Below are 22698 nucleotides of genomic sequence, written 5' to 3' on the forward strand. Positions count from 1 at the left end.
AACCTGGAACAGGGCTGCTCAGCGCGCGCCGAAGCCCGTCATGATCGTCCACAGCGTTTTGGCGACGATGCGGGCGTCCAGCCAGAAGGAGAAGTTCTTGATGTAGTACAGGTCGTATCGGAGCTTCTCCAGCGTCTCGTCGGCCCCGGCGGCGTAGCCGTGGGTGACCTGGGCCCAGCCGGTGATGCCGGGCTTGACCCAGTGCCGCACCGCGTACAGGTGGAGGTCGCGCTCGAACTGCTCCACGAACGTCTGCTGCTCGGGGCGCGGGCCGATGACGCTCATGTCGCCGCGCAGCACGTTCCAGAACTGCGGCAGCTCGTCCAGCCGGAACTTGCGCAGCCAGCGGCCCAGCCGGGTCACCCGCAGGTCCCCGCAGGTGGCGAAGGCGGCCCCGTGGCGCTCGGAGTCCCGCTTCATCGTGCGGAACTTGGCGATTCGGAAGGGCCGACCGTGCCGACCGACGCGCCACTGCCAGAAGAGCACCGGGCGCCCCGCGTCGAGCGCCACCAGCACCGCCACGACGAGCAGCAGCGGCAGCAGCAGCGGCAGGGCCAGTAGCACGGCCACCACGTCGAACCCGCGTTTGAGGGCGGCGTAGGTGTCGTCGAAGTCGGCCTGGTCGAGCCGGGCCGTGTGCAGGTGTTCGAGCGCGACCCGGCCGTGCAGTTCCTCGCCGAGCGCGGCGGGCGTCCAGACGGGCATCCCGGCGGTCTGCGCGTGGAGGATCAGTTCGAGCCACCCCGGGTGGGCGGCGGTCGCGGGGTCGACCACCAGCGCGTCCACCTCGCGCAGCCGCACGTCCTGCGGCGTGGCGAGCGACACGTACTGGACGCTCCCGTGCCGGGGCAGCGCCTGGCGCGCGCCGGAATACACCCCGATCCGGACGGGCGGCGTGCGGCGCCGGAAGGTCAGGCGGGTCAGGGTCATCACCGCCCCCCACAGGAGCGGCAGCGACACGAACCCCACCGGCGGGAACGCGACCTGCGAGACCCACAGGAACCCCAGGGCCAGCCCGGCGGCGAGCAGGGGCGTGGATACCGCCCGCGCGTAGGGGTCCAGCGCGAGCGCCGGGCGCGTCTCCCGGGTCAGCGTCCAGGCCGTCCAGGTCGCCAGCCACCACAGGCCCATCACCGTCCAGAACTGATCCGGGGCATAGAGCAGCGCCCACAGCAGGCTCAATCCCGCGGCGGTGCCCAGGTCGATCACCGTCAAAGACGTCAGGAGACTCAGCCGTTGCCGGGTATGTTGTGAGGGATGCAGTCTGCTGATCAAGGCGACCTCTGGAAAGAACTTGACAAAGCGGCAAGGCGCCGAGCCTCAAGCGACTGAGCGAGGATCACGACTCCAGGGAGCTGATGCTGAGAAGAGAGGTTTTTTACAAAGAACAGACGGTCCTTTTCACGTGGGACGCCGCTCTTAATATGGGGGTATAGTAAAGCCGAACTGGCTTCGGTGCACACGAAAACTTCATATCCACCCCCCTATCAGCCCTTGCTCGTGCCGGAGGCGAGCTACACCCCTCCCCCAAAGCTTTAACAGTCTCTGACGGTCCCTCTTACGGTTCTCTGACACGTTCGGTACCGCCCGGTGGCACGGGGCGAGTCCGGACCGCTTTCCCCCGGAACGGGCCGACGTGGGGTGCTCAGCCTCGCGGCGGGCACGTCATTCCCCGGCGCCACTCTCCCCCGCCGGGTCCCCGACTCACTCCACGTACAGCGCCCTGGGCCCGCCCCGGACGACGTGGTACGCCCGCACCTCCAGCCGCCGCTCACGCAGGCCGATGACCAGGAACACGTCGTCCTCGCTGACGAGTGCCCGGCGGTGGGCTTCCTCCCACAGCACCAGGCCTTCTTCCTCCGTGTGGGCGCGGCCGTCGGCGTACATTACCCAGTTGCCGATCCAGTCCAGTGAGGTTCGGAGTCGTTTCGGAGTGCGTCCACCGCGAAGGGGTCGCCTTCGGGCAGCTACCAACTGTAGCTGGCCGGAAGGACGTGGGCCAGGTGGAGCGTCTCCCCGGTCCGTGTGCCGACGAGAAGCCCGCCCCGGCCCTGACCGGTGGCGGCCAGGAGCCGACGCAGAAGGCCGCGGACCTCGCGGGGGCAGACGAGCGTCTCCAGCGGCCTGGGCAGCGTCCCGCCGGGCAGGTCGAGGGGAGGGGTGAGGCCCAGCGGGCGGCGGTGGAGCCGGGTCGTCAGCAGATGGTGCGGCTGCGTCATGCCTGCACCCGCTGCACCGCGTGAATCTCGGTGGACGCGAACAGGACGCGCGCCGACCCGTTGGTCTCGTCGTACAGGTCGAGGCCGAGGCGACGGTCACGAGGACCAGGACACTCTGCGTATCGACCTCCCGGAGGCCCAGTCCCTGGGCACCCGGTTCGGTCAGCCGCCTCACCTGACCCCAGCAGCGCTTCACCGGGAAGCGTCGCCGGGGCGCCGGGGTGGGTCAGCGCCGTGGTCCAGCGTCACCCGCCGCCACCCCGGGCCGAGGAGGTCGGGCTGGTGGGTGACGAGGAGAACCCCACGTTCCGGGGCACGCTCCTCCACCGCACGCAGGAGCCGCCGGGCATTCGCGGGATCGAGGTGGGCGGTGGGCTCGTCCAGCAGGAGCAGGGGGGCAGGGCGCAGCAGGGCGCGGGCGACCGAGAGCCGCGCCCGCTCGCCCGCCGAGAGCCGTGCCCCGTGCTCGCCCACCCAGCCGGAGAGTCCCCCCGGCAGCCGCGCGAGCAGGCCGTCCATTCCGAGCCCGGAGAGTAAGGCGAGCAGGTCTGCGTCCCGCGCGGCCGGGTCCCCGATGTGCAGGTTCTCGCGCAGGGTGCCGCCCAGCACCTCCGCCTGCTGGGGGGCCCAGGCGAAGCGGGCGCGCAGGTCTTCCAGGCGCAGCGCGCGCAGGTCCACCCCGTCCAGGGTGACCCGCCCGCCCGTGGGGTCATGGAAGCGCAGGGCGAGGCCGAGCAGGGTGCTCTTCCCGGCGCCGGAGGGCCCGACGAGGGCGACCCGCTCCCCGGGTCGGACGGTGAGGTTCACGCCCCGCAGCACGTCCGTCGCCAGCCCCGGGTAGCGGAAGCTCACGTCCTCAAGGCGCAGGGTGGGGTCAGACGGCACGTCCTGCGGGTGGTCGGGGTCCTCCACGGCGGGGCGCAGGTTGCGCAGGCCGTCCACCCGTTCGGTGGCGGCACACAGCGCCCCGTGCGCGGCCCACGCGGCCCCGAGGTTTCCGACCGCCTCGAAGCTGGCGAGCAGGCCCAGCGCCGAGGCGGCGAGGAGGGGCCCCCCCGTCTCGCCCCGCGCCACCCCCTCCCCGACGAGGAGCAGGGCGGCGATCAGCCCGGCGCCGCCGAGGGCGTCACGCAGGGCGTTCGCGGCGCCCGTCACCCGGGCCCGCCGCGTCTCCGCCGCCTCCAGCGTGGAGAGAAGCCCGGCGAAGTGCCGCTGCGCCGCCGGGCGTCCGCCCCCCGTCAACAGGTCGGGCAGACCGTGGAGGGCCTCAAGGGTCGCGGCCCCCAGCTCGGCGCGGGCGGCGTTCCCCACACGCCCGGCTGGGGTGGCGGCGCGGACGGCGAGGGCAGGCAGCACCACCCCGGCCAGCCCGAACAGCCCCAGAGTGGCGAGGGCCAGGGGCGGCGACACGAACCACAGCAGGGCCACCGTCACGAGCGCGACCGTGAGCGCCACGAGCGTCGGGGCGAAGAGGCGCAGGTAGACGCCCTGCAATTCGTCCACGTCCCTTCTGACCCGCCCCAGGAGGTCGCCGCCGCGCACCCCCACGAGGGCGGCGGGCGCGACCCGGGCGAGGTGGGCCGCGGCCTCCCCCCGCACCCGCCCGATGAGCCGGAAGGTGAGGTCGTGCGAGACGAGCCGCTCGCCGTACCGCAGCGCCGCCCGCGAGAGGCCGAACAGCCGCACGGACGTGATCAGGGGCAGCAGCACCAGCAGCGACTCGGGCCTCAGCGCCGCCCCCGAGATCAGCGCCCCCGACACGGCCAGGAGGCCCACCGAGGCCAGAACCGTCCCCGCCCCGAGCGCGACCGAGCCGAGCGTCCGGGCCCGGCCCCCACCCCGCACAGAGCGCCACAGGCCGCTCACGCCCGCTCCCCCGCGAGGTCGCGCACCCGCCCGCCTTCCAGTTCGACCGTCTGATCGTGCCCCCCATGCAGCGCCGCGCGGTGCGAGATCGTGAGGACCGTGCGGCCCGCGCCCAGCCGTTCCAGGGCGCCTTTGACCTCGCCCTCGCTCCCCGCGTCGAGCTGGGAGGTCGGCTCATCGAGGATGAGCACCTCCGCGCCTCGCAGGAAGGCGCGGGCGAGGGCGAGGCGCAGACGCTCACCACCACTCAGGCGGGCCCCCTCCGCCCCGATGTCAGTGTCGTAGCCGTTCGGCAGCCGGGAGATGAAGTCGTGGGCGTCCGCCGCGAGGGCAGCCTCCTCGACCTCCTCCCAGGTCGCTTCGGGCCTCCCCAGGCGAATGTTCTCGCGCACCGTGCCGGGGAAGAGGTAGGGCCGTTCGGGCACGTAGGCAAGGCGCTCCCGCCACGCCGCCGGATCGAGGTCGGAGAGGGGCACGCCGCTGACTCGCACCTCCCCGCCCGTGGGGGGGACGAAGCCCAGCAGCAGCCGCGCCACGCTCGTCTTGCCCGCGCCGCTCTCACCGACGAGTAGCGTGCGCGAGCCGGGGGACAGGGTGAGGGTCACGCCCTGGAGGGCCGTTCTCTCCCCGTACCGCAGGGTCACGTCCCGGACCTCAATGCTCAGCGGCCCCGCCGGAACCGGGAGGGTGCCCCGCCCCGGCGCCTCCTCGCCCAACACGGCAAAAATCCGCTCCCCCGCCGCCCGCGCCTCCAGGCTGGCGTGATGATCGGCCCCCAGGGCGCGCAGAGGGGCGAAGAACTCGGGGGTGAGGAGCAAGACGAACAAGGCCCGCTCGAAGGGTATCTGCCCCTCGAACAGCCGCACGCCGACCGTCACGGCCACGAGGGCGGTGCTCAGCGTCGCGCCGAACTCCAGCACGAAGCCCGAGAGAAAGGCGCTTCGCAGCACGCTCAGCGTCACCCGGCGGTAGGCGTCATCGGCCTCCCGGAGCGCCGCCAGCCGTTCAGGGGCGCGCCCGAAGACCACCAGCGTCGGCAGGGCCCGCAGGGTCTCCACGAAAGACGCGCTGAGGCGGCCCAGCGTGAGCCACTGCGCCTTCGAGGCGCGGTCGGCCATCGTCCCCACCAGCCACAACAGCACGACGATGACGGGCCCGGTGAACAGCAGGATCAGCCCGCTGAGGGGATCGAGAAACAGCACCGTCAGCGCGAGCAGGGGCGCGAGGGTGGCGGCGAAGACCGAGCCCGGCACGAAGCGGCCCACGAAGCCCTCCAGCCGCTCGGCGCCCTCGGTGACGAGTTCGGTGAGTTCGCCCGCCCGCTCCCCCGAGGCGTGGACGGGGCCGAGGTCGAGGAGGTGGGTGAGGAGCCGCCCGCGCACCTCGCGCTTGACCCCGGCGGCGGAGCGGGCGGCGAGCACGTCCCGCACGCCGACGAGGGCCGAGCGGGTGAGCCACACCAGGGCCAGCGCCACGAAGGCGGAGGACAGGACGGCGGGAGCCTGCCCCTCCAGGAAGACGCCGTTCACGGTCCGCGCCACGAGCGCCCACTGCGCCAGCACGCACACGAACGTCACGAGGGCCAGCCCGGCGCAGGTGAGCCGGAGGAGCCGGACCTCCGGAAGCCGCGTCAGGGGCCGCACGCTCAGTCGTACCCCTTGTTCAGCCCGCCCTCGTCGGGACGGACGCGCTCGCGAAAGACGTAGTAGTTCCAGATCTGGTACCCGATGATCAGCGGCAAGAAGATTGCGCCCACCCAGGTCATCAGCACCAGGGTGTAGGGCTGGCTGGCACTCTCCCGCAGCCCCAGGCTGTACGCGGGGTCGAGGGTGGAGGGCAGCACGACCCCCCGGGTATAGAGCGCGATAAAGACCGTGACCGTGGAAAAGACGATGGTCAGGCTGCTCATCAGGAAGGCGAACACGTCGAGCCCGCGCGTCAGGCCGTACCAGATGCTCCCCAGGGTCAGCCCGGCGGCCAGGGGAAAGAGCCAGGGCAGCACGCCGAAGGAGACGAACAGCCCCTCGGTCACGTACCCCATGACCACGAAGGCCAGGATGGCGACCGTGGCGAGGGCGCCCCAGAACAGGGCGGCGGCGCGGGCCCGGCGGTAGAGGTCGGTGTCCCGGTGCAGCCGCAGCAGCAAGAAGTTCGCCCCGTGCAGCGTGAAGAGCAGCAGCGTGGCAAGCCCCCCCACCACCGAGAAGGGGGTAAACACGTCCGCGAAGCTGCCCAGCACCCGCTCGTCCGCGTTCACGGGCAGGCCCTCGATCAGTTTCGCCATCGTCAGGCCCCAGAAAAAGGACGGAAGCAGGCTGCCGAGAAACGACGTCCAGTCCCAGAAGTTGCGCCACCGCTGCTGGTCCACCTGATTGCGGTACTCGAAGGACACGCCGCGCATCAGGAGAGACAGCAGGATGATCACGAACACCGGGTACAGCCCGGAAAAGAGGGTCCCGTACCACACCGGGAACGTCGAGAACATGACCCCCGCCGCCGCGATGGCCCACACCTCGTTGCCGTCCCAGAAGGGACCGATGGTGCCCACCAGCGCCCGCTCCTCGGCCTCGGTTTTCGCCAGGAGGGGCCGCAGGATGTCCACCCCGAAGTCGAAGCCCTCCAGAAAGAAGTACAGGGTGAAGGTCAGCGCGATCAGCCAGAACCACAGGGTCACGAGGTCCACGTCGGTATGCCTCCTTCGGAGGGGAGCCTTCAGCCGTCAGCTTTCAGCCTCTGGTTCTTGCTGACGGCTGAAAGCTGAGAGCTGACCGCTTCCACTCAATTCCTCCGCTCGTAGTCCTGAAAACCGGGGCCGCCGTAGTTGGGGGGGGGGGCGGCGAGCATCTGCGCTTCGGGCGTGTGGTGGATGCCCGCCCGCGCCGTCACGGTGAGCAGGTAGAGGTCGAGGCCAATCAGGGTGAGGTACACGACCCACAGGCCGACGAGGCCGATCAACACCTCGGTGGAGGAGTTGGCGCTGACCCCCTCCCGGGTGGTGAGCAGGCCGTATACCATAAAGGGCTGACGGCCCATCTCGGTCGTGATCCAGCCGCAGAAGTTGGCGACCCAGGGCAGCGGGACGGTGAAGAGCAGCAGGCGCAGGTACCAGCGGGTATCGTCGAGCCCGGCCCGTTTGCGCCACCACAGGAACAGACCCCCGAAGGCGGCCAGGAGGAGGACCATTCCCAGCCCCACCATGATGCGGAAGTTCCAGTAGACCCAGGTGACGGGCGGGATGTAGTCGCCGGGGCCGTAGAGCCGCTCGTAGCGTTCCTGAAGGGGAATCATGCCCTCGTAACGGCCGTAGAGGCTGTTGTAGGCGAGGATGGAGCCCAGGTAGGGAAGCTCGACGTTGAAGTCGTTACGCCGCTCCCGCTCGTTGATCAGGGCGACCGCCGACCACGGGGCGGGCGAGGTCGAGGTCTCCCACTGGGCCTCCATCGCGGCGAACTTCATGGGCTGGTCGTAGCGCGCGACCTGCGCCGCGCGGTGCCCGCTCGTGGCGGAGAAGACGGTCCCGATGGCCCCGAAGACCAGCCCGATCCGCAAGGAGCGCGAGAAGACCTCCACGTCCTGCTTCCTGAGCAGGTGGTAGGCGCTCACGCCCAGGACCAGGAAGGCCGCGACCGTCCACGCCGAGCCCTGCACGTGGAGGAAGTACAGCCACGCCTTGTAGTTGAAGACGACCGCCGGGAAGCTCGTCAGGAAGGCCTGGTCGCCCACCACCTCGTAGCCGACGGGGTGGTGCATCCAGCCGTTGGCGAGCACGATCCAGAAGGCGCTGATCTGGGTGCCGACCGCGACGAGCCAGATGCTCGCCAGGCGGATCGCGGGGCGCAACCGGTCTTTCCCGAACCACCACAGGGCGATGAAGGTGCTCTCCAGGAAAAAAGCCATCAGCACCTCCAGCGCGAGCGGCACGCCGAAGATGTTGCCCACGAACTTGGAGTACTGGCTCCAGTTCATCCCGAACTGGAATTCCTGCACGATGCCCGTCACCACGCCCACCGCGAAGTTGATCAGGAAGAGGTGCCCGAAGAAGTTCGTCATGTTCGCGTAGACGTGCGCCCGGTCCTTGCGGACGAAGGCGAAGGTCTCCATCACCGCGATCAGGAAGGCCAGCCCCACCGTGAGGGACACGAAGAAGAAGTGGAAGATGCTGGTGGACGCGAACTGGAAGCGCGATAAGCCGAGAACGTCGAAATCCATGTCCACCTCGGGGCAGGACGGGCGGGGCAGGGGGAGGACGCGGACGCAGGCCGGGTGAGCGCACCGTATCAGGACGCGGCTCCCGGGGAAGGCCCACGCGTCTTCATCCGGGCCCCACTTTATAGGCCCGAGCACGTCTCGGGGCGGGGTCGCCAGCCTGGGAGGAGAGAAGTGGCGTGGGTGCTGCCCCTTCCAGCAGATGTGGACCGTAGCCGAACATTGGCGTGGACTTCGCCCCCCGGCACGTCGGGCGGCCCCGTCCACAGGGGGGCTTGCCGTGGCCCACGCCGGGTGGGAGGCGGGGGTTGGTTGTCTCTTAAAGTGCCGTTTCGCCCGCCGGGACGGCGCCTAGACTCCTGGAGAATCTGAGGGGGCCGGGTCCCGACCGACTTCAGCTTCGACCCCGGCGGGCGGCGGGATGGCTGGAGGCCGGGTCACCTGTCGGGGGACGGAGGAGACCTGTGGAAGAGCTTTTCAAACAGTTCACGTCCTACCTCGCCTCCGGGGTCGAGGGCGCCGCCGCCGTCATCATCGCCTTCGCGGCGGTCGAGGCGACGTGGCGCGCCCTCCAAGTGTTCTTCGCCCGCCCCGCTGAGCCCGACGAGGCCAAGGAGGGGGTGCGGCTGCGGCTGGCGCGCTGGCTGGCCGTCGCGCTGGAGTTCGAGCTGGCCGCCGACATCCTGCGCACCGCCGTCGCGCCGTCGTGGAACGAGATCGGCAAGCTCGCCGCCATCGCCGCCCTGCGGACCATCCTGAACTACTTCCTGCAAAAGGAGATCGAGCAGAACTCCCAGCGGCAGCGCGCGGTGAGCGGCCCCAGCCCCCTGCAAGGCCAGGCCGCGCCGGGGTCTGCCGATGTTCGGCGCTGAGGTTCTGACGCCGCGCACCCTCGCCCTCCTCGTCGAGCTGGCCGGGAGCCTGTACCTGCTCGGCTACGTCGGGGCCGCCCTCCTCGCCCTGCTGCGCGGCCCGCCCGCGTCCCGGCTGGAGCACGCCCGTCTCCTCATCGCCGACGGCGTGATCGCCTCGCTGAGCTTCAAGGTCGCCGCCACCCTCCTCAAGATCCTGGAGGTGCAGACCTGGAACCAGATCGGCCTCTTCGCCGCCACGCTCGCCCTGCGCACGCTCCTCAAGCGCTTTTTCACCTGGGAGCGCAGACAGCTCACGCGGGGACAGGGGATGGTGGCGGCCCCGGTTCCGCCGCCCCCACCGGGATAAGCCCCAGGGGCTCTCCGGGAGAACGGACCGGACCCGCGTCAGTGCCGCGCGCTGTCCACCGGCCCGCCCAGCTTGACCTCCCGGCGCGTCCCACCGCTGCGGCCTGCCAGACCGGCCAGACCCAGCAGTCCCCAGGGGAAACGGGCGTTCTCCTCGGCCCGAACGACGGTGAGGTTCCCCGCCGGGATGTCGTCCTCATTTCCCGGGATGCCGCCGCTTTCCGCTGGTGTGGTGACGGCGTTGTTCTCGACGCCCGGCGCCCGCGTCCGTCTGGGCGGTTGCCGTCGCCGACAGGGAGACGAGAGCCAGGGCGAGCGCGATTTTCTGAATGATGGAATTTATGGGTCCTCCTCCCGCGGAATTCGCGGACGCCATCCTGATGCACAAGACCCTATGCAGCCGGGCCGTGGTGGCGGTGGAAAAAGCCCGGAGGCCGTGGGCGGGATGGGCTTCTCCCGCGCCTTCAGGCTGGAGCGGCCGGTGCGGGATGTCCACGGCGCAGCGTTCCACCCCTTCCCCGAAAAGGCGCAGCACCTCTTCACGGGACGCCTGGCGTTGGGGTTGGGGTTGGCCCCCGTGCCGCACACACCATTCGTGGACCACACCGTCCGCGCCGGGATGACGTGGGGGCGCCTCAACCGGGAACTGCCTTCAGGCGCGCACGGTGCCCTTGACACCCCAGGCGCGCACGGCCAGCAAGATCTCGCCGTCCGGTCCGGTGGGCAGCGCCGCGCGGACGGCCTCCTTGATCCGCTCGCGCACCTCCGGGTCCAGCCCCGCGCAGTATTTCGGCGCCGAGCCCGTTCCGCCCAGAAAGGGGGACCAGTACGCCTCGAAGCTGGCAAAGGCCGCCGGGATGTCCAGGGCCGTCACCTCCACATCCACGGGCCCCGCCGCCTCGAAGGCCTCGCGGAGGGGTCCGGGGCGGCAGATGGGCGCGTTCACCCCGTCGTCGAACGCGGCCGAGCCCGGGTCGATGGGTCGGGCGGCGTCGAAAAAGGAGCGCATGATCTGCATGTGCCCCGCGTAGTCCCAGACGTAGAGGGCCACCTGTCCGCCGGGGCGCACGAGGCGCACCATCTCGCGCAGCGCCCGGCCCGGGTCCCGCACGAAGTTCAGGACGAGGCCGCTGACCGCGTGGTCGAATACGCCGGGGGGCAGGTGGGTGTCGGCGGCGTCCCCGACCCGGAACGTCGCCCCGGGGACCTGCGCGGCGGCGTACTCCAGAAACCCCCCGGCGGTATCGAGGCCGAGCACGCTCCCCGGCTGGCAGGCGCGGATGATCCCGGCGCTGAGGCTGCCGGTGCCGCAGCCCAGGTCCACCCAGTCCCGGTGCGGCTCCGGCGCCAGCCAGTCCAGAAACAGCGGGGCCACCCTCCGGCTCCAGCGGCCCATGTACCCCTCGTACGCCTCGGCGGCGCTCCACAGACCCCGGTCCCCTGCGTCGGCCATCCCACGTCCCCCTTCCTGGTCTGGGCCTAACCGCCCGCCGCGTGCCCCGCCCGCAGGTGGAAGAGGCCCCCGGGATCGTAACGGCGTCTCACCGCCTCCAGCCGTGCCAGGTGGTCACCGTGCGCGGCGTCCGGCCCGTCGGCGTCCTCCTCGAAGCCGGGGAAGTTCAGGTACGTGCCGCCCGGCGAGAAGGGGCTGAACGCCTCCACGCACCGCCGGGCCCAGGTGACGTTCGCCTCACGCGAGGCCGCGTCCCCCTCCTCCCAGTTGGCCTCGACGCCCAGCAGATACGGCGCGCCCCGGTGGGGATAGGCGGTGGCGTCCGGGGCGATGCGGTCGATGGCGCCCCCCAGGTGCCACAGGTCCACGGTCGAGAGCGGTGAAAGACTCGCCGCCGCGAAATCGAGGGCGCAGCGCAGGGCCTCGTCGGGGAGGCCCCGCAGGTAGGCGGACTTCCAGTAGTAGCGCCGCCCGGCCGGGTAGTCCTCGTCGAAGGCGCGCTGCACCTCCACGAAGGGCTGCCGGGCGCTGAAGTCGGCGATGGGGCGGGTGATCTCCCGCAGGGGACGCAGGGCCGCCTCGCCCCCCTCCGGGTCGCCCGCGGACATCGCCGCGAGGAGCACGAAGGGCTGGCCGTGGGCCTCCGGCGGGAAGACCTCCGCCTCCGGCAGCGTCCCGCAGATGGCGAAGGAGCTGACCTCATCGGGGGCCGAGGCGGCGAACTCCCGGTAGGCGCGCAGAACGTCCAGCCCGCTCGACGCCGGGTAGAACACCATCGCGAACATGACCTCGGGCCCGACCGGCTGGAGATCGAACTCGAAGGCCGTGACCACGCCGAAGGCGCCCCCACCCCCCCGCAATGCCCAGTACAGGTCGGGGTGTTCGCTGGCGTCCGCGCGCACCACCTCGCCCCCGGCCGTGACGACCTCGAACGCCCGAATGTGGTCGCAACTCAGACCGAAGCGGCGGCGCAACCAGCCCAGCCCGCCGCCCAGGGTCAGCCCGGCCACGCCGGTGTCGGACACCACGCCACCCGGAGCGGCGAGCCCGTGGGCCTGGGTCGCCGCGTCCACCTCCGCCCAGGTCGCGCCACCCCCCACGCGCGCCGTGCGGGCCCGGGGATCGACCGTCACCCCCCGCATCAGGCAGAGGTCCACCACCACGCCCCCCTCGCACAGCGCCCCCCCGGCGACGTTGTGGCCGCCGCCGCGCACGCTCAGCGGGAGGTGGTGATCCCGCGCAAACCGCACCGCCCGGGTCACGTCCGCCGTGTCCCGCGGCTGGAGGATCAACGCGGGGTATTTGTCGATCACGCCGTTCCACACGCGCCGCGCCTGCTCGTAGGTGCCGCTGCCCGGCGCGAGCAACGAACCGCGAAAGCCGGACGCGAGGGCCGCGACCTCCTCGGGCTTCAGGACGGCGGGCGGGCCGGACTCCGGAGCAGTCATGGACACCTCCTGGCGGGGGTCGACCCCACGGGAGCGCGGGGAACCGGACGACCAACGGGGACCCTCGGCACCCGGAACAGGACAGCCGCTGTCAGCAACACCAATGAGCGGGTGCCCGAGTCCCCCCAGTGTACGCCCGCAGGCCGCCGCACCGGACCTGGGACACTTATCGTCCCGGGGTGAACTGGGACCCGAAGCGGCAGAGCACCCTCCCCCCCTCAAAGGGCCCGCCGTCCCCAGGCCCCTGCCAACGCGGGCGGCAGCACCACGGATCCTGTCGCCCGGGTGGCGGCGTCGATGCGCTCCGCGAGGGTCTCGATCCCGATCTGCTCGGCGGTCGCCAGGCCCAGCGCCATGATCTGCGGGGCCACCGCGCGCACCACGCCGCCCAGCAGCGCGGGCCCGCGCGGATCGTCGGGGGCGAGGTATCCCTGGACGCCGAAGGTCTGCACGTCCACGAGGCCTGCCCCCGCCAGCAGCGGGGCCAGCCGCGTCCCGATAGTCGGATTCGCGCCCGCGCTGCGGAACGCGGCGTCCACCCACCCCAGCGCCTGGGTCACCAGCGGCACGGGCGGGTCGGCGCGCGACGAGCCCAGGTCGAAATCGAGCACGAGCATCAGGCCACCGGGGCGCAGCGCGGTCCGTTGGTGCCTCAGCGCGGCCCCCGCGTCATGCAGGTGAAACAGGATCAGGCGGCCGACCACCACGTCGAAGGGCTCGGCGTCCCGCCAGCTCCTCACGTCGCCCTCCACGAACGTCACCTGCGGACGGTCACGGGCTCGCTCGCGGGCCACGTCGAGGAGTCTCGCGCTGGTGTCGAGGCCGACCACCTGTCCCCCGGGGCCGACGAGTTCGGCGACGAGCCCCGCCACGTGGCCGAGCCCGGTGCCGAGGTCGAGCACCCGCATCCCCGGCCCGATCCCCGCCGCCCGCAGCAGCAGGCGGGTTGCGGCCTCGATGGAGGCGGCCTGACCGTCCAGGCGGGCGATTTCCTGTTCACTCGATCCGAGCACGTAGGATGGGGCAGTCTGTGTCATGGTGATTCTCCTGATGGACTGGTCGTTCATGAGGGGCTCCCGATCTGCTGTGGGTGGGGCGTGACGGAGCGGGCCGCTGGTTCCCCGCGCGGCCGACGCCTTCCGGCGATCACGCGTCCCAGCACGTCCACCGCGTAGTCGACCTCTTCCGGCGTGTTGTAGAGGGCAAAGCTCAGGCGGCAGCTCGCCGTCAGCCCCAGCGCGCGGTGGGCGAGCGCCGCGCAGTGACAGCCCGCGCGCGACTCCACCCCGGCCTCGTTCAGCGCCCGCGCCAGGTCGTGCGGGTCGTGCCCGGCGACGTTGAAGGCGACCAGCGAGGTGCGGCGGGCCGGGTCGCGTGGTCCGTAGACCGTGAGGCCGGGAAGGGCGGCGAGCCGGTCGAGCGCCCGCGCCGTCAGCTCCCGGTTCCAGGCGGCCACGCGGTTCATCGCGCTCCGGACGGTTTCCGGCTCGATGGGCCGCTCGGTCTGGAAGTACGTCGCCCGTTCCGGCGTCTGCGCGAGGTCCAGCAGCAAGCGCAGCGCCTGGGCCGAGACGACGGCCCCCAGGATGTTGGGCGTGCCCGCCGCGTATTTCCAGGGCAGCGGGCCGTACTCGACCCGGTCGGCGGACACCCGCCCCTCGGCGATCATGTCCCCGCCGTACAGGAACGGCAGCGAGGACTCCAGCAGGTGTTCCCGGGCGCAGAGCACGCCGACGCCGAAGGGGGCCAGCAGCTTGTGGAAGGAGAAGGCAAGGTAGTCGGCCCCCAGCGCCTGCACGTCGGTAAAGGTGCCCGGCACGAGTTGCGCACCGTCCACGAGCAGGTATGAGCGCTCCTCGCCGTTCGGTTGCGCGTACCCGCTCGCATCGGCCAGCGCGCGGACGGCGGCCAGCGGTGGGCGGGTCCCCAGGAAGTTGGACGCCCCGGTGCAGCACACCAGCTTGGTCCGCGCGTCGATCAGCGAGGCCAGGTGCGCCAGGTCGAGTTCGCCGGTGTCCGGATCGAAGCGCGCCAGCCTGTACTCCACCCGCCGCCCGAACCTGGGGAGGAGGTCGCGGCACAGCGCGTACCACGGCACGAAGTTCGAGTTGTGCTCCAGCGTGGTCGTGACGACGTTGTCGCCGTCGCGGAACTCGGTCAGCAGCGAGTACATCACGGCGTTGATGGCCTCGGTGGTGTTGCGGTACAGGGCGACACAGCGGCGACCCGGCGCGTTCAGAAATCGCGCCACGGTGTCGTGGGCGTCCTCGAAGAGCCGCGTCATGGCCTGCGAGGCGCTCGACTGCCCCCGGTGGACGTTCTCGTAGCCAGGCGCGAGCGAGCGGTACAGCTCCGTCAGCTCGCGCGGCGGCTGGGTGCTGGCCGCGTTGTTGGTGACGATCCGGCCCCGCTCCGGAAAGTCGAAGTGCGCGCGGACGGCGGCGATGTCCCACGGTTGACCGCTCATGAGGGGCCCTCCGGTGTGGTGGGTGGCCCGATCTGGAGGCGGCGTCCGTCGCGCCGCACCTGGGCCAGGCGGTAGAGGTTGGTCGGCAGCAACAGCGCGTGCAGCAGCAGAATCGGGTGGAGACCCGCCCGCACGGCGTAGACGATGAAGGCCAGGTTGCTCGTGATCGCCAGCAGGCGCAGGGGCACCATGCCCCGCGTGCAGAAGGTCGCCAGCACCAGGGCCGAGGCCAGGTAGCCGAGAAGATCGACGCTGGCGCTGCTCATGGGTTCAGGGGTTGACCCGGGCAAGGGCGTACCCGATGCCGGAGGTGGTCTGCGCGAAGCCGCCGAGCACGATCTTGCCGCCAGGCTGCACGGCCACGTTCTCGGCGCTGGCGTCGAAGCTGGAGATGCGGAAGCTCGTCTTGCCCGTCCCGAGGAACCCCGTATCCGGCGTGCCGTCGGCGTTGAGGCGGGCCAGGGCGAACTGGGTCCCGTTGGCCGTCCCGGACACGAGGATTTTTCCGTCCTGCTGCAAGGCGACCGCTGCTGCGGCGTCGCGCCCCGTGGTGAACGCGGTGAAGGCCGACCCGGCGGTGCCGAAGCCCGGGTCCGGGCTGCCGTCGGCGTTGAGCCGCCGCACGGCGAACCGCGCCGCGTTCGTGACCGTGCCGGTTCGCTCGCTGCCCACCAGGACGAACCGGCCGTCCGGCTGAAGCGCCAGCCCGGCCCCGAGCGCCGCGCCCGTGAGGGTCAACTTGCCGCCCGCCCCGAAGCTGGAATCCAGGCTGCCGCCTGCGGTGTAGCGGGCCATGCCGGTCAACCCATCCGGGCTGAAGGGATCACCGCTGACCACGATGGCGCCATTGGGCTGGATCACGATGTTGCGCGCCACGTCCGGCGCACCCGCGAGGTCGGTGGTGACCACCCCGGCGCTGCCGAAGCTGGCGTCGAGGCTTCCGTCCGGGTTGTAACGCGCGAGCCTGAAGTCCTCGCCCACCGTATCGTCGCCCGCCACCACGATTTTTCCGTCAGGCTGAAGCGCGACCGCGAAGGCGCGACCGCTGACACCCGTCGTCACCTTGCCGCCCGCGCCAAAGGATGGGTCGGGGCTGCCGTCGGCGTTGTACCGCGCGAGCGCGAAGGAGAAGGGCAGGCCGACCCGGGTGTAACCGACCACCACGATCTTGCCGTCGGGCTGGAGAGCGAGCCCGTTCGCCACCTCCTGCACGATGCCGCCGGGGATCAGGTCGGTGGTGACTGTCCCGCCCGTGCCGAAGGATGGATCGAGGTTGCCGCCTGGGTTGTAGCGGGCCAGCACGAAGGCGTCGGTCCTGCCGCCGACCATCACGATCTTGCCGTCACTTTGCAGGGCCATCGCGGTCTCGTCGCCGCCGAAGGGGGTCGTGACCTTGCCCCCCGTCCCGAAGCCCGGGTCGAGGAAGCCGTCCGGGTCGGGCGGGGGCGGCGGCGCGTCGTCGTCGGTGAGCGTGAGCACCGTGCTGGTCTGGCTCCCCAACGCGGCACACCCGCCGGGCTGCGAGAGGGTCAGGTTCACGGTCCTCGCGGCTTCACCACCCACCGTGTTCGGAAGGCCGAGGACCTCGACAAAGCGTTCGGCGGTATCGCCGTCGCCGAAGAACACGCTGGCGTTCAGCGGCGCGTAATCGGTCCCGGCGCGGGCCGACCCGTCACCGGTGCGGACGGTGGCGGTCACGGCTCCCCGGCCGCCGCCCGTGCGCGTCACGGTGATAACGGGGGTCGTGCTGCCCTCGGCGGTCTCGAAGCTTGGGGCGCCGAACTGGAGGACGCCCGCCGCCGGGTCCGGGCCGGGTCCGGGGACGCAGGGGGCAGGTTCCACGGGCACCTCGGGCCCCTCCTCGACCTCCTCGGGGGCGGTAGCCTCCAGTCCGGTCGCGTTCAGCACCGTTCCGCCGATCTGCTGAGGGTCTCTGAGGTAGGCGGCGGCGTAGGTCGGAAACTCGTTGCCGCCCGCTCCCGAGACCCCGACCCCCGCCCGGTTGTAGGCCGTGGCGAAGACCGTGCTGCTCAGGGTGAACGTCTCTCCAACGTCGACCGAGGAGAGGTCCACGCTGACCGTGCGCGGCGACACGAGTTCCACGAGGGCGATCTCGGGGAAGCCGTTGGGGTCCGGCTTGAAGGTGCCCGTGAACTTGCCCTCGTCCCAGAGCGGGAGGGTCGAGAACGCGCCGTTCCAGGCCGTGACGTCCCAGGCCGTGAGAGCGCCCCGGACATTGGCTCCCTGGAGCGCGACGCCACTTCTCACCCCCCAGAACCGTTGCAGCTCCCCCTTCTTCACGGCGGTGACGATCAAGGTCACCTCACTCTTGATCAGGTCGCAGGCGAAGGCCAGGTGGTGGGCCGGGCACGGCCTGCTCAGGACGCCGTTGGTGTCCCGCCCGACCAGGACGATGCTGCTCACGGTGAAGGTGAGGGTCGCGTCCTGCGCGCGCTTGATGAAGGTCTGCTTCTGGTTGAGCCTCGTGCGGCTGCCGATGGGGTCGCCCGGGATGCCCACGTTCCCTGTGGGCGCCTCGGTGTACGCGGAATAGGTCCTGCCGCTCTCCGAGGAGAACACCTCGCCCGAGGCCCGGCCATCCGGCGGAAACTCGGCGGCGAAGCCCGGCGGCAGCTCGATTTCGAGAAGGTCAGGTGCCAGGCCGTAGTCGTGCAGGTCGAAGAGGGCGCCGCCGGTCTGCGGTTGCGGCTCGTCCGGCGGGATGGGGGACGAGTCCAGCGCGTCACCCCTCAGTTCGGTGAAACTCCAACTGCGCGACGGCGGGAACCGTTGCAGGGGCGGGACGACGACCTGAGCAGACGAAAAACCCGTCACGAGCCCGCTGACGCTGTTCGCCCCGAAGGTCGCTCCGGCCACCCGTTCCCACTGGTTCTGCGCGTTGGTCTTGTACAGCTCCGGGGTGCTCCCGGCGGGCACGGACGCGGGATTGAAGGGCAGCGTCATCGTCACCGGCACGGCGAACGTGGTGCCGTGCGGCGTGAACGCGAACATCGGGCCGGAGGGTGTCAATCCACTGGGCAGCGGGGGCGCCCCCGCCGAGGTCTGCTCGATGGCGATGGCGGTGGCCGTGCCCAGCGCGCCGGGCGGGATCACGACGCCCGCGCCGCCGGGACCGACCACCGATCCGCCCGCCGGACCGATGGTCGCCGTCACGGGCGCAGACGGTGGGGCGTCGCCGCAGGCCGTCAGGGCGGCGAGGACGAGCGTGACGCCGATGTGCGCTCTGTAGCTGCGGGTGGGGCTGGGGGCGGCGCCCGAGCGGAACCCCGCCGGGTCGTCCATCCCTGTGCGGATGTGCATTTCAGTTCTCCTTGAGCGTGAGGGCGACGAGGGGCAGGCCGCCCCCGCGTGGGCTGGACCGGAGGGGGCCGGGGTCCGCGCGCCCCCCCCGGCCCCTGCCCTACTCGGCGACGCGCTGGTACCAGATCGCCACGTCGTGGAAGGTGAGTTCGCCGCCCCCGTTCTCGAAGCGGAACTGGACGGTATTCCTTCCAACGTTCACGAGGCCAGCGTCGATCATTTCCAGCATGCTGCGGGGCTCGGAGCTGCTCAGGGTGGCGGAGTCCACCACGGTGTCGTTGATGTCGACCTCGTACTCCTTGGCGCTGCCGCTGCTGGGGCTGACCATGTAGGCCAGCACCAACGAGCTGTTGCCGTAGAAGTCCTCCGGCAGGGTGAATTCAAGCTCCTTTTCGCCGTTCTCGCTCAGGGTGCTGCCGCTGTCCAACAAGACCTGATAGTCCGCCAACGTCTGAGACATGGTGTGCTCCTCGTGCCTGCTCCGGGGGACAGTTCCGCCCGGTCCGGGTGACTTCCGCTCGACCGACATCTGACGCCCGCTTCTCGATTCCACCTCCCTGGGTGCCCCACGGTGCCGGGGCTCTGTGCTGATGGCGCCCACCGCTCTCCCGTCGGGAGCGAGGTGAACTCCGCGCCAGCCCTCAGCGCAGGCCCCGTCCCGTCACCAGCCCCTCGACAAACGCCGTCAGGTCGCCCAGGCTCTGAAACTCACGGGGCCGCAGGGGGTGACCCTCGGGAGTCACGCCCTCCAGCCGCGCCGTCCAGGCCCGGTCGGGAACCGCCACCGGCACGCGGAGGTCGAGCCGGAAGGTCGGGGGCTCCCCGGCGGGCGGGGTGGAGTCGGTGGGGGCGATCTGGGGGTGACGGGGCTTCGGTGTGGACATGCGCTCACCTCGCCTCGACCTTAGGGGGAGGGCCGTTCCCGCTCCGTTCCCGGAACAGGCCGGGAGCGTTCCCGCTGGCTGTTTCCGCCCCGAGTCAGGACAGGTGCAGACCGGGCTGGAAGCGGCCGAGCAGCCCCGCGCGCTTCCCCGGGCGCCCTTCCAGACTCCGCGCGAGCGCCGCCAGCAGGGTTCCGGCCAGGGCGCGCACCTCGGCCGGGTCGTGCCCGGCGGCGTCCAGCGCGCGAACGACAGTGGCGGCCAGCTCCAGCCGGTCGGTGGGGGCGGCGCCCTCCAGGGTCAGGGCGGTGCGGGCGCGGGCGAGCAGGTCGGCCGGAACCTCTCCCCGGGTCAGGTGGGCTCCGAGCCCCACGTCCAGGGCGCGCGGCACCAGGGGCGGCGGCAGGTCCAGGGCGCCGAGCTGCCGCAGGGCGCCCTCCCCGTCCCCGTTCAGGGCCAGCGCGCGGGCGAGTTCGGTGGCGTGCGCGGCGCGGTCCACGTAGGGAGCGTGGTCGAGGTCGGGCGTGGCGCGCAGGCGGTCGAGGGCGCGGGCGGGCTGGCCCTCCATCAGATCGAGGCGCGCGGCGGCGGTCTCGCGCGCGGCCCGGTACAGCCGCAGCGTCAGCCCGTCCGAGGTCTCGTCCAGCGCGCGCACGGCCTCCAGTTCGGCCCGCGCGGCGGGCAGGTCGCCGCACTCGGTCAGCAGCCCGGCGAGCGTGAGCCGCGCCTCGGCGACGGCCGGGTCGGCGCCGGACGCTCCCAGGTGCTCAAAGGCACCGAGGGCGGCATTGACCGCCCCGAGGGCCTCGCCGATCTCCCCCCGAAGACGCCACGCCTCCGCGCTCAGGCCCGTCAGGACGGCCTCCAGCCTGAGGTACTGCCCCGCCGAGAGCCGGAGCACCGAGCCGATGTCCTCCCGCGCGGCGTCCGGCTCACCCAGGGCGAGCAGCAGCGAGGCGCGGTGGCGCAGGACCCAGGTCAGCGCGCTCCAGTCCCTGCGCTCCAGGGCACGCGCCGCCACCCGGTCGAACGTCACGCGCGCGGCCCCGAACCGGCCCTCCAGGGTCCCCAGGTGGGCCTGCCAGTTCAGGGCGTAGATCGACGACAGGCCGGTCGCCGTGTCCAACCGCCCCAGGACCTGCCCGTTGTGGAACGCCGCGCGCTCGAAATCCCCGCAGGCGAGGCAGGCGCTCGTCAGGCCATTCTCCATATCCTCGGTGGAGACGATGGTCTCGGCGTCCCCTGCAGTCTGCTGCAACTCTAAAGCCTGGGTGAAGTCATCCAGCGCCTGCGCGGAGCGCCCCAGCCGCATCCGGGCGTGCCCCCTGAGGTACAGGGCGTGGGCCCGGAAGGCGCCGGGCAGACCGGGCAGCGCGAGCATCCGCTCCGCCTCGGCGGCCAGCTCGGCGGCCTGCCCGCGAAACAGGTAGAACAGGCCGCGCACGCCGCAGACCTCCGCGAGCCGGTCCGGGTCGCCGGAACGCCCGGCCAGACCCTCCAGGCGGTCGAGGTGCCGGGCGTAGGTCTCGGCGTCCGTCACCGAGCGCATGAACCACAGCCGCCTGCGTTCCAGAGACCAGCGCCGCGTGTCGCCTTGCTCGTATTCGAGCATCCGTTCGGTGTAGGCCAGCGCCTCGTGGTTGGCGAACACCTGACCCGCGTTGACCGTGGCCTGCTCGAGGTACGGCAGGGCGTCCTGTCCCCGGCCCGCGCGTTCGAGGTGGTGGGCGACCCGTTCGGGAGGGGCCTGAAGGTGCGCGAGCTGCCCGGCCAGTGTGGCGTGCAGGGCCCGCCGCCGCTCGGGGCCCAGCGACTCGTCCAGGGTGCGCCGCAGCAGCTCGTGCCGGAAGCGCAGGCCGGTCGGCTCCGTCTCCAGGAGGCCCGCCCGGCACGCCCCCTCCAATGCGTCGAGGCGCGAGAAGGTGTCCGCCTCCAGCCCGGCGAGCCAGGCACTCTCGAAACGCTCGCCGATCAGGGAGGCCGCCGCGAGCAGGTGCCGGGTGAGGGGCTGGAGCCGCGCGACCCGCGCGAGAACGGTGTCGCGCAGGGTCTCCGGGATGGGCAGCTCGGCGTAGTCCCGGGTCGCGTCGTCGTAGGGCGTGGCCCAGCCGCCGCCTTCCGCCCGCAGCTCGCCCGTCTCGAACAGGCCGCGCAGCAACTCCAGCAGGTACAGGGGATGACCGCTCGTGGCGGCGTAGAGGCGCCGGGCGAAGAGGGTCCCGCCCCCCGCGCCCGAGAGGGCCTGAATTAAGGCCAGCACGTCGGGCTCCGCGAGGGTCCCGATGGCGTGAGTGGCGCACAGGCCGCCCTCGCGCAGGGTCTCCAGCAACCGGCGGGCCCCCTCGGCGGTGCCCAGCTCGTGGGGCCGGGCCGTGGCGAGCAGGCGGCCTCCCTGCGCGCGCCGGACGAGCCCGGCGACGAGTTCCAGGCTGCCCTCGTCGAACCAGTGCAGGTCGTCGAGTATCAAGGTGGCGCCCCCCAGCGCGTCCAGCACGGCCCGCGTCAGCCCCTCGAGGAAGCGGGCGCGGCCATGCGCCTCGCCGGGCGGGAGCGTGGCCCCCGGGGCGCACTCGGGCACGAGGCGGGCGGCCTCCAGACGCCAGACCTCCGCGAGCGCGTCGGCCTTCCAGCCTTCCGAGAGGGCCGAGCGCAGGAGCCCGGCGAAGGGGGCGAAGGGCGTCCGGGCCGCCTCCTCGCGTCCCCGGGCGACCAGGAAGGGGCCGCGCGTGCGGGCGAACTCGGTGGCGAGCCGGGTCTTGCCCACGCCGGGTTCCCCGAGGATCACCGCCAGGGGCACGGTCAGCGCGCTCAGGTGCCGCCAACTGGCCTCCCGCCCGACGAGCGGGGCGTGGAGCAGGTCGGCGGGCACGGCGGGCGGGGCGAACCGGGCCGGAGGGTGCCGGGCACGCGCGGCCAGCTCCCCCGTCGCCGGTTCGGGGGCGAGGCCCAGCCCGGCCGTGAGGTGCCGCAGGTGCTCGTAGCGTCTGAGCGCCCCGGCGCGGTCACCGAGCGCGAGGTGGTAACGCATCGCGTCACGGGTCGCGGCCTCGTCGAACTCGTCGAGGGCGAGCGCGCGCTGCACGAGGTCGAGGGCCCCGCGAACGTCCCCCCGCGCCTCGTGCCCGGCGGCCAGCCCGGTCAGCGCGGCCCGCTGCCGCTCCGCAACCTGGGAGCGCCGCGCTTCCAGCCACGCCGTCCACGCTTCCGAGTCAAACTCCAGGCCGTCCAGCAGCACGCCGCTGCCCAGGGCCTGGGCCTGCCCGAAGTCGCCTGCGGCCACCAGCCGCGCCAGCTCCAGGGCGTCCACCCGGCTCACCCGCAACGCCAGCAGGGGTCCACGGGTGTCCAGGCACGGCTCCAGCGGGGTGCGGCGCAGCCGGTGCAGGGTCTTGCGGAGGTTCTGCCGCGCGCCGTCCTCGCCCAGTTCTCCCCACAGCAGCTCGGCGAGCTCCTCGCGGGAGGTTGGCCCGTCGAGCGCCAGGACGGCGACCAGGGCCCGGGTCTTGCGCGTGCCCAGATCGACCTCGGCGCCGTCCACGCGCAGCGTGCAGCGCCCCAGGACCTCTACCTCCAGCATGATCGCCACCCCGCTGTGTGCCGCTGCCCGGTGCGGCGCG

At 72.0% G+C, this 22698-nt stretch carries 18 protein-coding genes; 2 read left to right on the forward strand and 16 right to left on the reverse strand.

What is annotated here, in order from left to right; all coding sequences use genetic code 11:
- Positions 1–18: 18 nt before the first annotated feature.
- The 7 genes from IC605_RS06670 to IC605_RS06700 all read right to left on the reverse strand — a co-directional run bounded on the left by IC605_RS06670 (position 19) and on the right by IC605_RS06700 (position 8294).
- Positions 19–1209, reverse strand: a complete 1191-nt coding sequence (locus IC605_RS06670) for an exopolysaccharide biosynthesis polyprenyl glycosylphosphotransferase (RefSeq protein WP_343216533.1) — start codon at positions 1207–1209, stop codon at positions 19–21.
- 495 nt (positions 1210–1704) lie between these two features.
- The gene (locus tag IC605_RS06675; RefSeq protein WP_216320705.1) at positions 1705–1887 is read right to left on the reverse strand and encodes a hypothetical protein; all 183 of its coding nucleotides are present in this window, start codon (positions 1885–1887) and stop codon (positions 1705–1707) included.
- A gap of 80 nt (positions 1888–1967) precedes the next feature.
- Complete coding sequence (locus IC605_RS06680; RefSeq protein WP_216320708.1) at positions 1968–2219, reverse strand: hypothetical protein; 252 nt, start codon at positions 2217–2219, stop codon at positions 1968–1970.
- A 192-nt stretch (positions 2220–2411) separates the two neighbouring features.
- A complete protein-coding gene (gene cydC, locus IC605_RS06685) occupies positions 2412–4085 on the reverse strand; it encodes a thiol reductant ABC exporter subunit CydC (protein ID WP_216320710.1) in 1674 nt (557 codons plus the stop codon).
- Positions 4082–5728 carry a thiol reductant ABC exporter subunit CydD gene (gene cydD / locus IC605_RS06690; protein ID WP_343216527.1) on the reverse strand — a complete coding sequence of 549 codons (1647 nt, stop codon included), beginning with the start codon at positions 5726–5728 and terminating at the stop codon, positions 4082–4084. The genes cydC and cydD overlap by 4 nt, the downstream gene beginning before the upstream one ends.
- Before the next feature lie 2 nt (positions 5729–5730).
- Positions 5731–6768, reverse strand: a complete 1038-nt coding sequence (gene cydB / locus IC605_RS06695; RefSeq protein ID WP_216320712.1) for a cytochrome d ubiquinol oxidase subunit II — start codon at positions 6766–6768, stop codon at positions 5731–5733.
- 95 nt (positions 6769–6863) lie between these two features.
- Entirely contained in the window at positions 6864–8294 is a 1431-nt protein-coding gene (locus IC605_RS06700) for a cytochrome ubiquinol oxidase subunit I (protein WP_216320714.1), read from the reverse strand.
- Between the two features lie 461 nt (positions 8295–8755).
- On the opposite strand from IC605_RS06700, the gene IC605_RS06705 reads away from it, so the two are divergent.
- On the forward strand, positions 8756–9163 hold the full coding sequence (locus IC605_RS06705; protein WP_216320716.1) for a DUF1622 domain-containing protein: 408 nt from the start codon (positions 8756–8758) through the stop codon (positions 9161–9163).
- Positions 9150–9512 (forward strand): DUF1622 domain-containing protein, encoded by a 363-nt coding sequence (locus IC605_RS06710; RefSeq protein ID WP_216320719.1) that lies wholly within the window; start codon positions 9150–9152, stop codon positions 9510–9512. The genes IC605_RS06705 and IC605_RS06710 overlap by 14 nt, the downstream gene beginning before the upstream one ends.
- A 651-nt stretch (positions 9513–10163) precedes the next feature.
- Here the strand turns inward: IC605_RS06710 and IC605_RS06715 are convergent.
- The 9 genes from IC605_RS06715 to IC605_RS06755 form a co-directional block, all read right to left on the reverse strand.
- Positions 10164–10964 (reverse strand): class I SAM-dependent methyltransferase, encoded by an 801-nt coding sequence (locus IC605_RS06715; protein ID WP_216320722.1) that lies wholly within the window; start codon positions 10962–10964, stop codon positions 10164–10166.
- A gap of 26 nt (positions 10965–10990) precedes the next feature.
- On the reverse strand, positions 10991–12412 hold the full coding sequence (locus tag IC605_RS06720) for an FAD-binding oxidoreductase (protein WP_216320724.1): 1422 nt from the start codon (positions 12410–12412) through the stop codon (positions 10991–10993).
- A gap of 218 nt (positions 12413–12630) precedes the next feature.
- Entirely contained in the window at positions 12631–13449 is an 819-nt protein-coding gene (locus IC605_RS06725) for a methyltransferase domain-containing protein (RefSeq protein ID WP_216320728.1), read from the reverse strand.
- Between the two features lie 26 nt (positions 13450–13475).
- Positions 13476–14879: an aminotransferase class V-fold PLP-dependent enzyme gene (locus IC605_RS06730; RefSeq protein WP_216320731.1), complete on the reverse strand. Its 1404-nt coding sequence runs from the start codon at positions 14877–14879 to the stop codon at positions 13476–13478.
- Positions 14876–15145, reverse strand: a complete 270-nt coding sequence (locus IC605_RS06735) for a hypothetical protein (RefSeq protein WP_216320735.1) — start codon at positions 15143–15145, stop codon at positions 14876–14878. Before IC605_RS06735 ends, IC605_RS06730 begins: the two co-directional genes overlap by 4 nt.
- Before the next feature lie 4 nt (positions 15146–15149).
- Entirely contained in the window at positions 15150–18200 is a 3051-nt protein-coding gene (locus IC605_RS06740; RefSeq protein ID WP_216320738.1) for a Calx-beta domain-containing protein, read from the reverse strand.
- 100 nt (positions 18201–18300) lie between these two features.
- Positions 18301–18660, reverse strand: a complete 360-nt coding sequence (locus IC605_RS06745) for a hypothetical protein (protein ID WP_216320741.1) — start codon at positions 18658–18660, stop codon at positions 18301–18303.
- A gap of 181 nt (positions 18661–18841) precedes the next feature.
- Positions 18842–19084 carry a hypothetical protein gene (locus tag IC605_RS06750; RefSeq protein ID WP_216320743.1) on the reverse strand — a complete coding sequence of 81 codons (243 nt, stop codon included), beginning with the start codon at positions 19082–19084 and terminating at the stop codon, positions 18842–18844.
- 94 nt (positions 19085–19178) lie between these two features.
- Positions 19179–22658 carry an ATP-binding protein gene (locus IC605_RS06755; protein WP_216320746.1) on the reverse strand — a complete coding sequence of 1160 codons (3480 nt, stop codon included), beginning with the start codon at positions 22656–22658 and terminating at the stop codon, positions 19179–19181.
- Positions 22659–22698 lie beyond the last annotated feature (40 nt).

Origin of the sequence: Deinococcus aestuarii, from assembly GCF_018863415.1 — a bacterium.
Classification (GTDB): Bacteria; Deinococcota; Deinococci; order Deinococcales; family Deinococcaceae; genus Deinococcus; species Deinococcus aestuarii.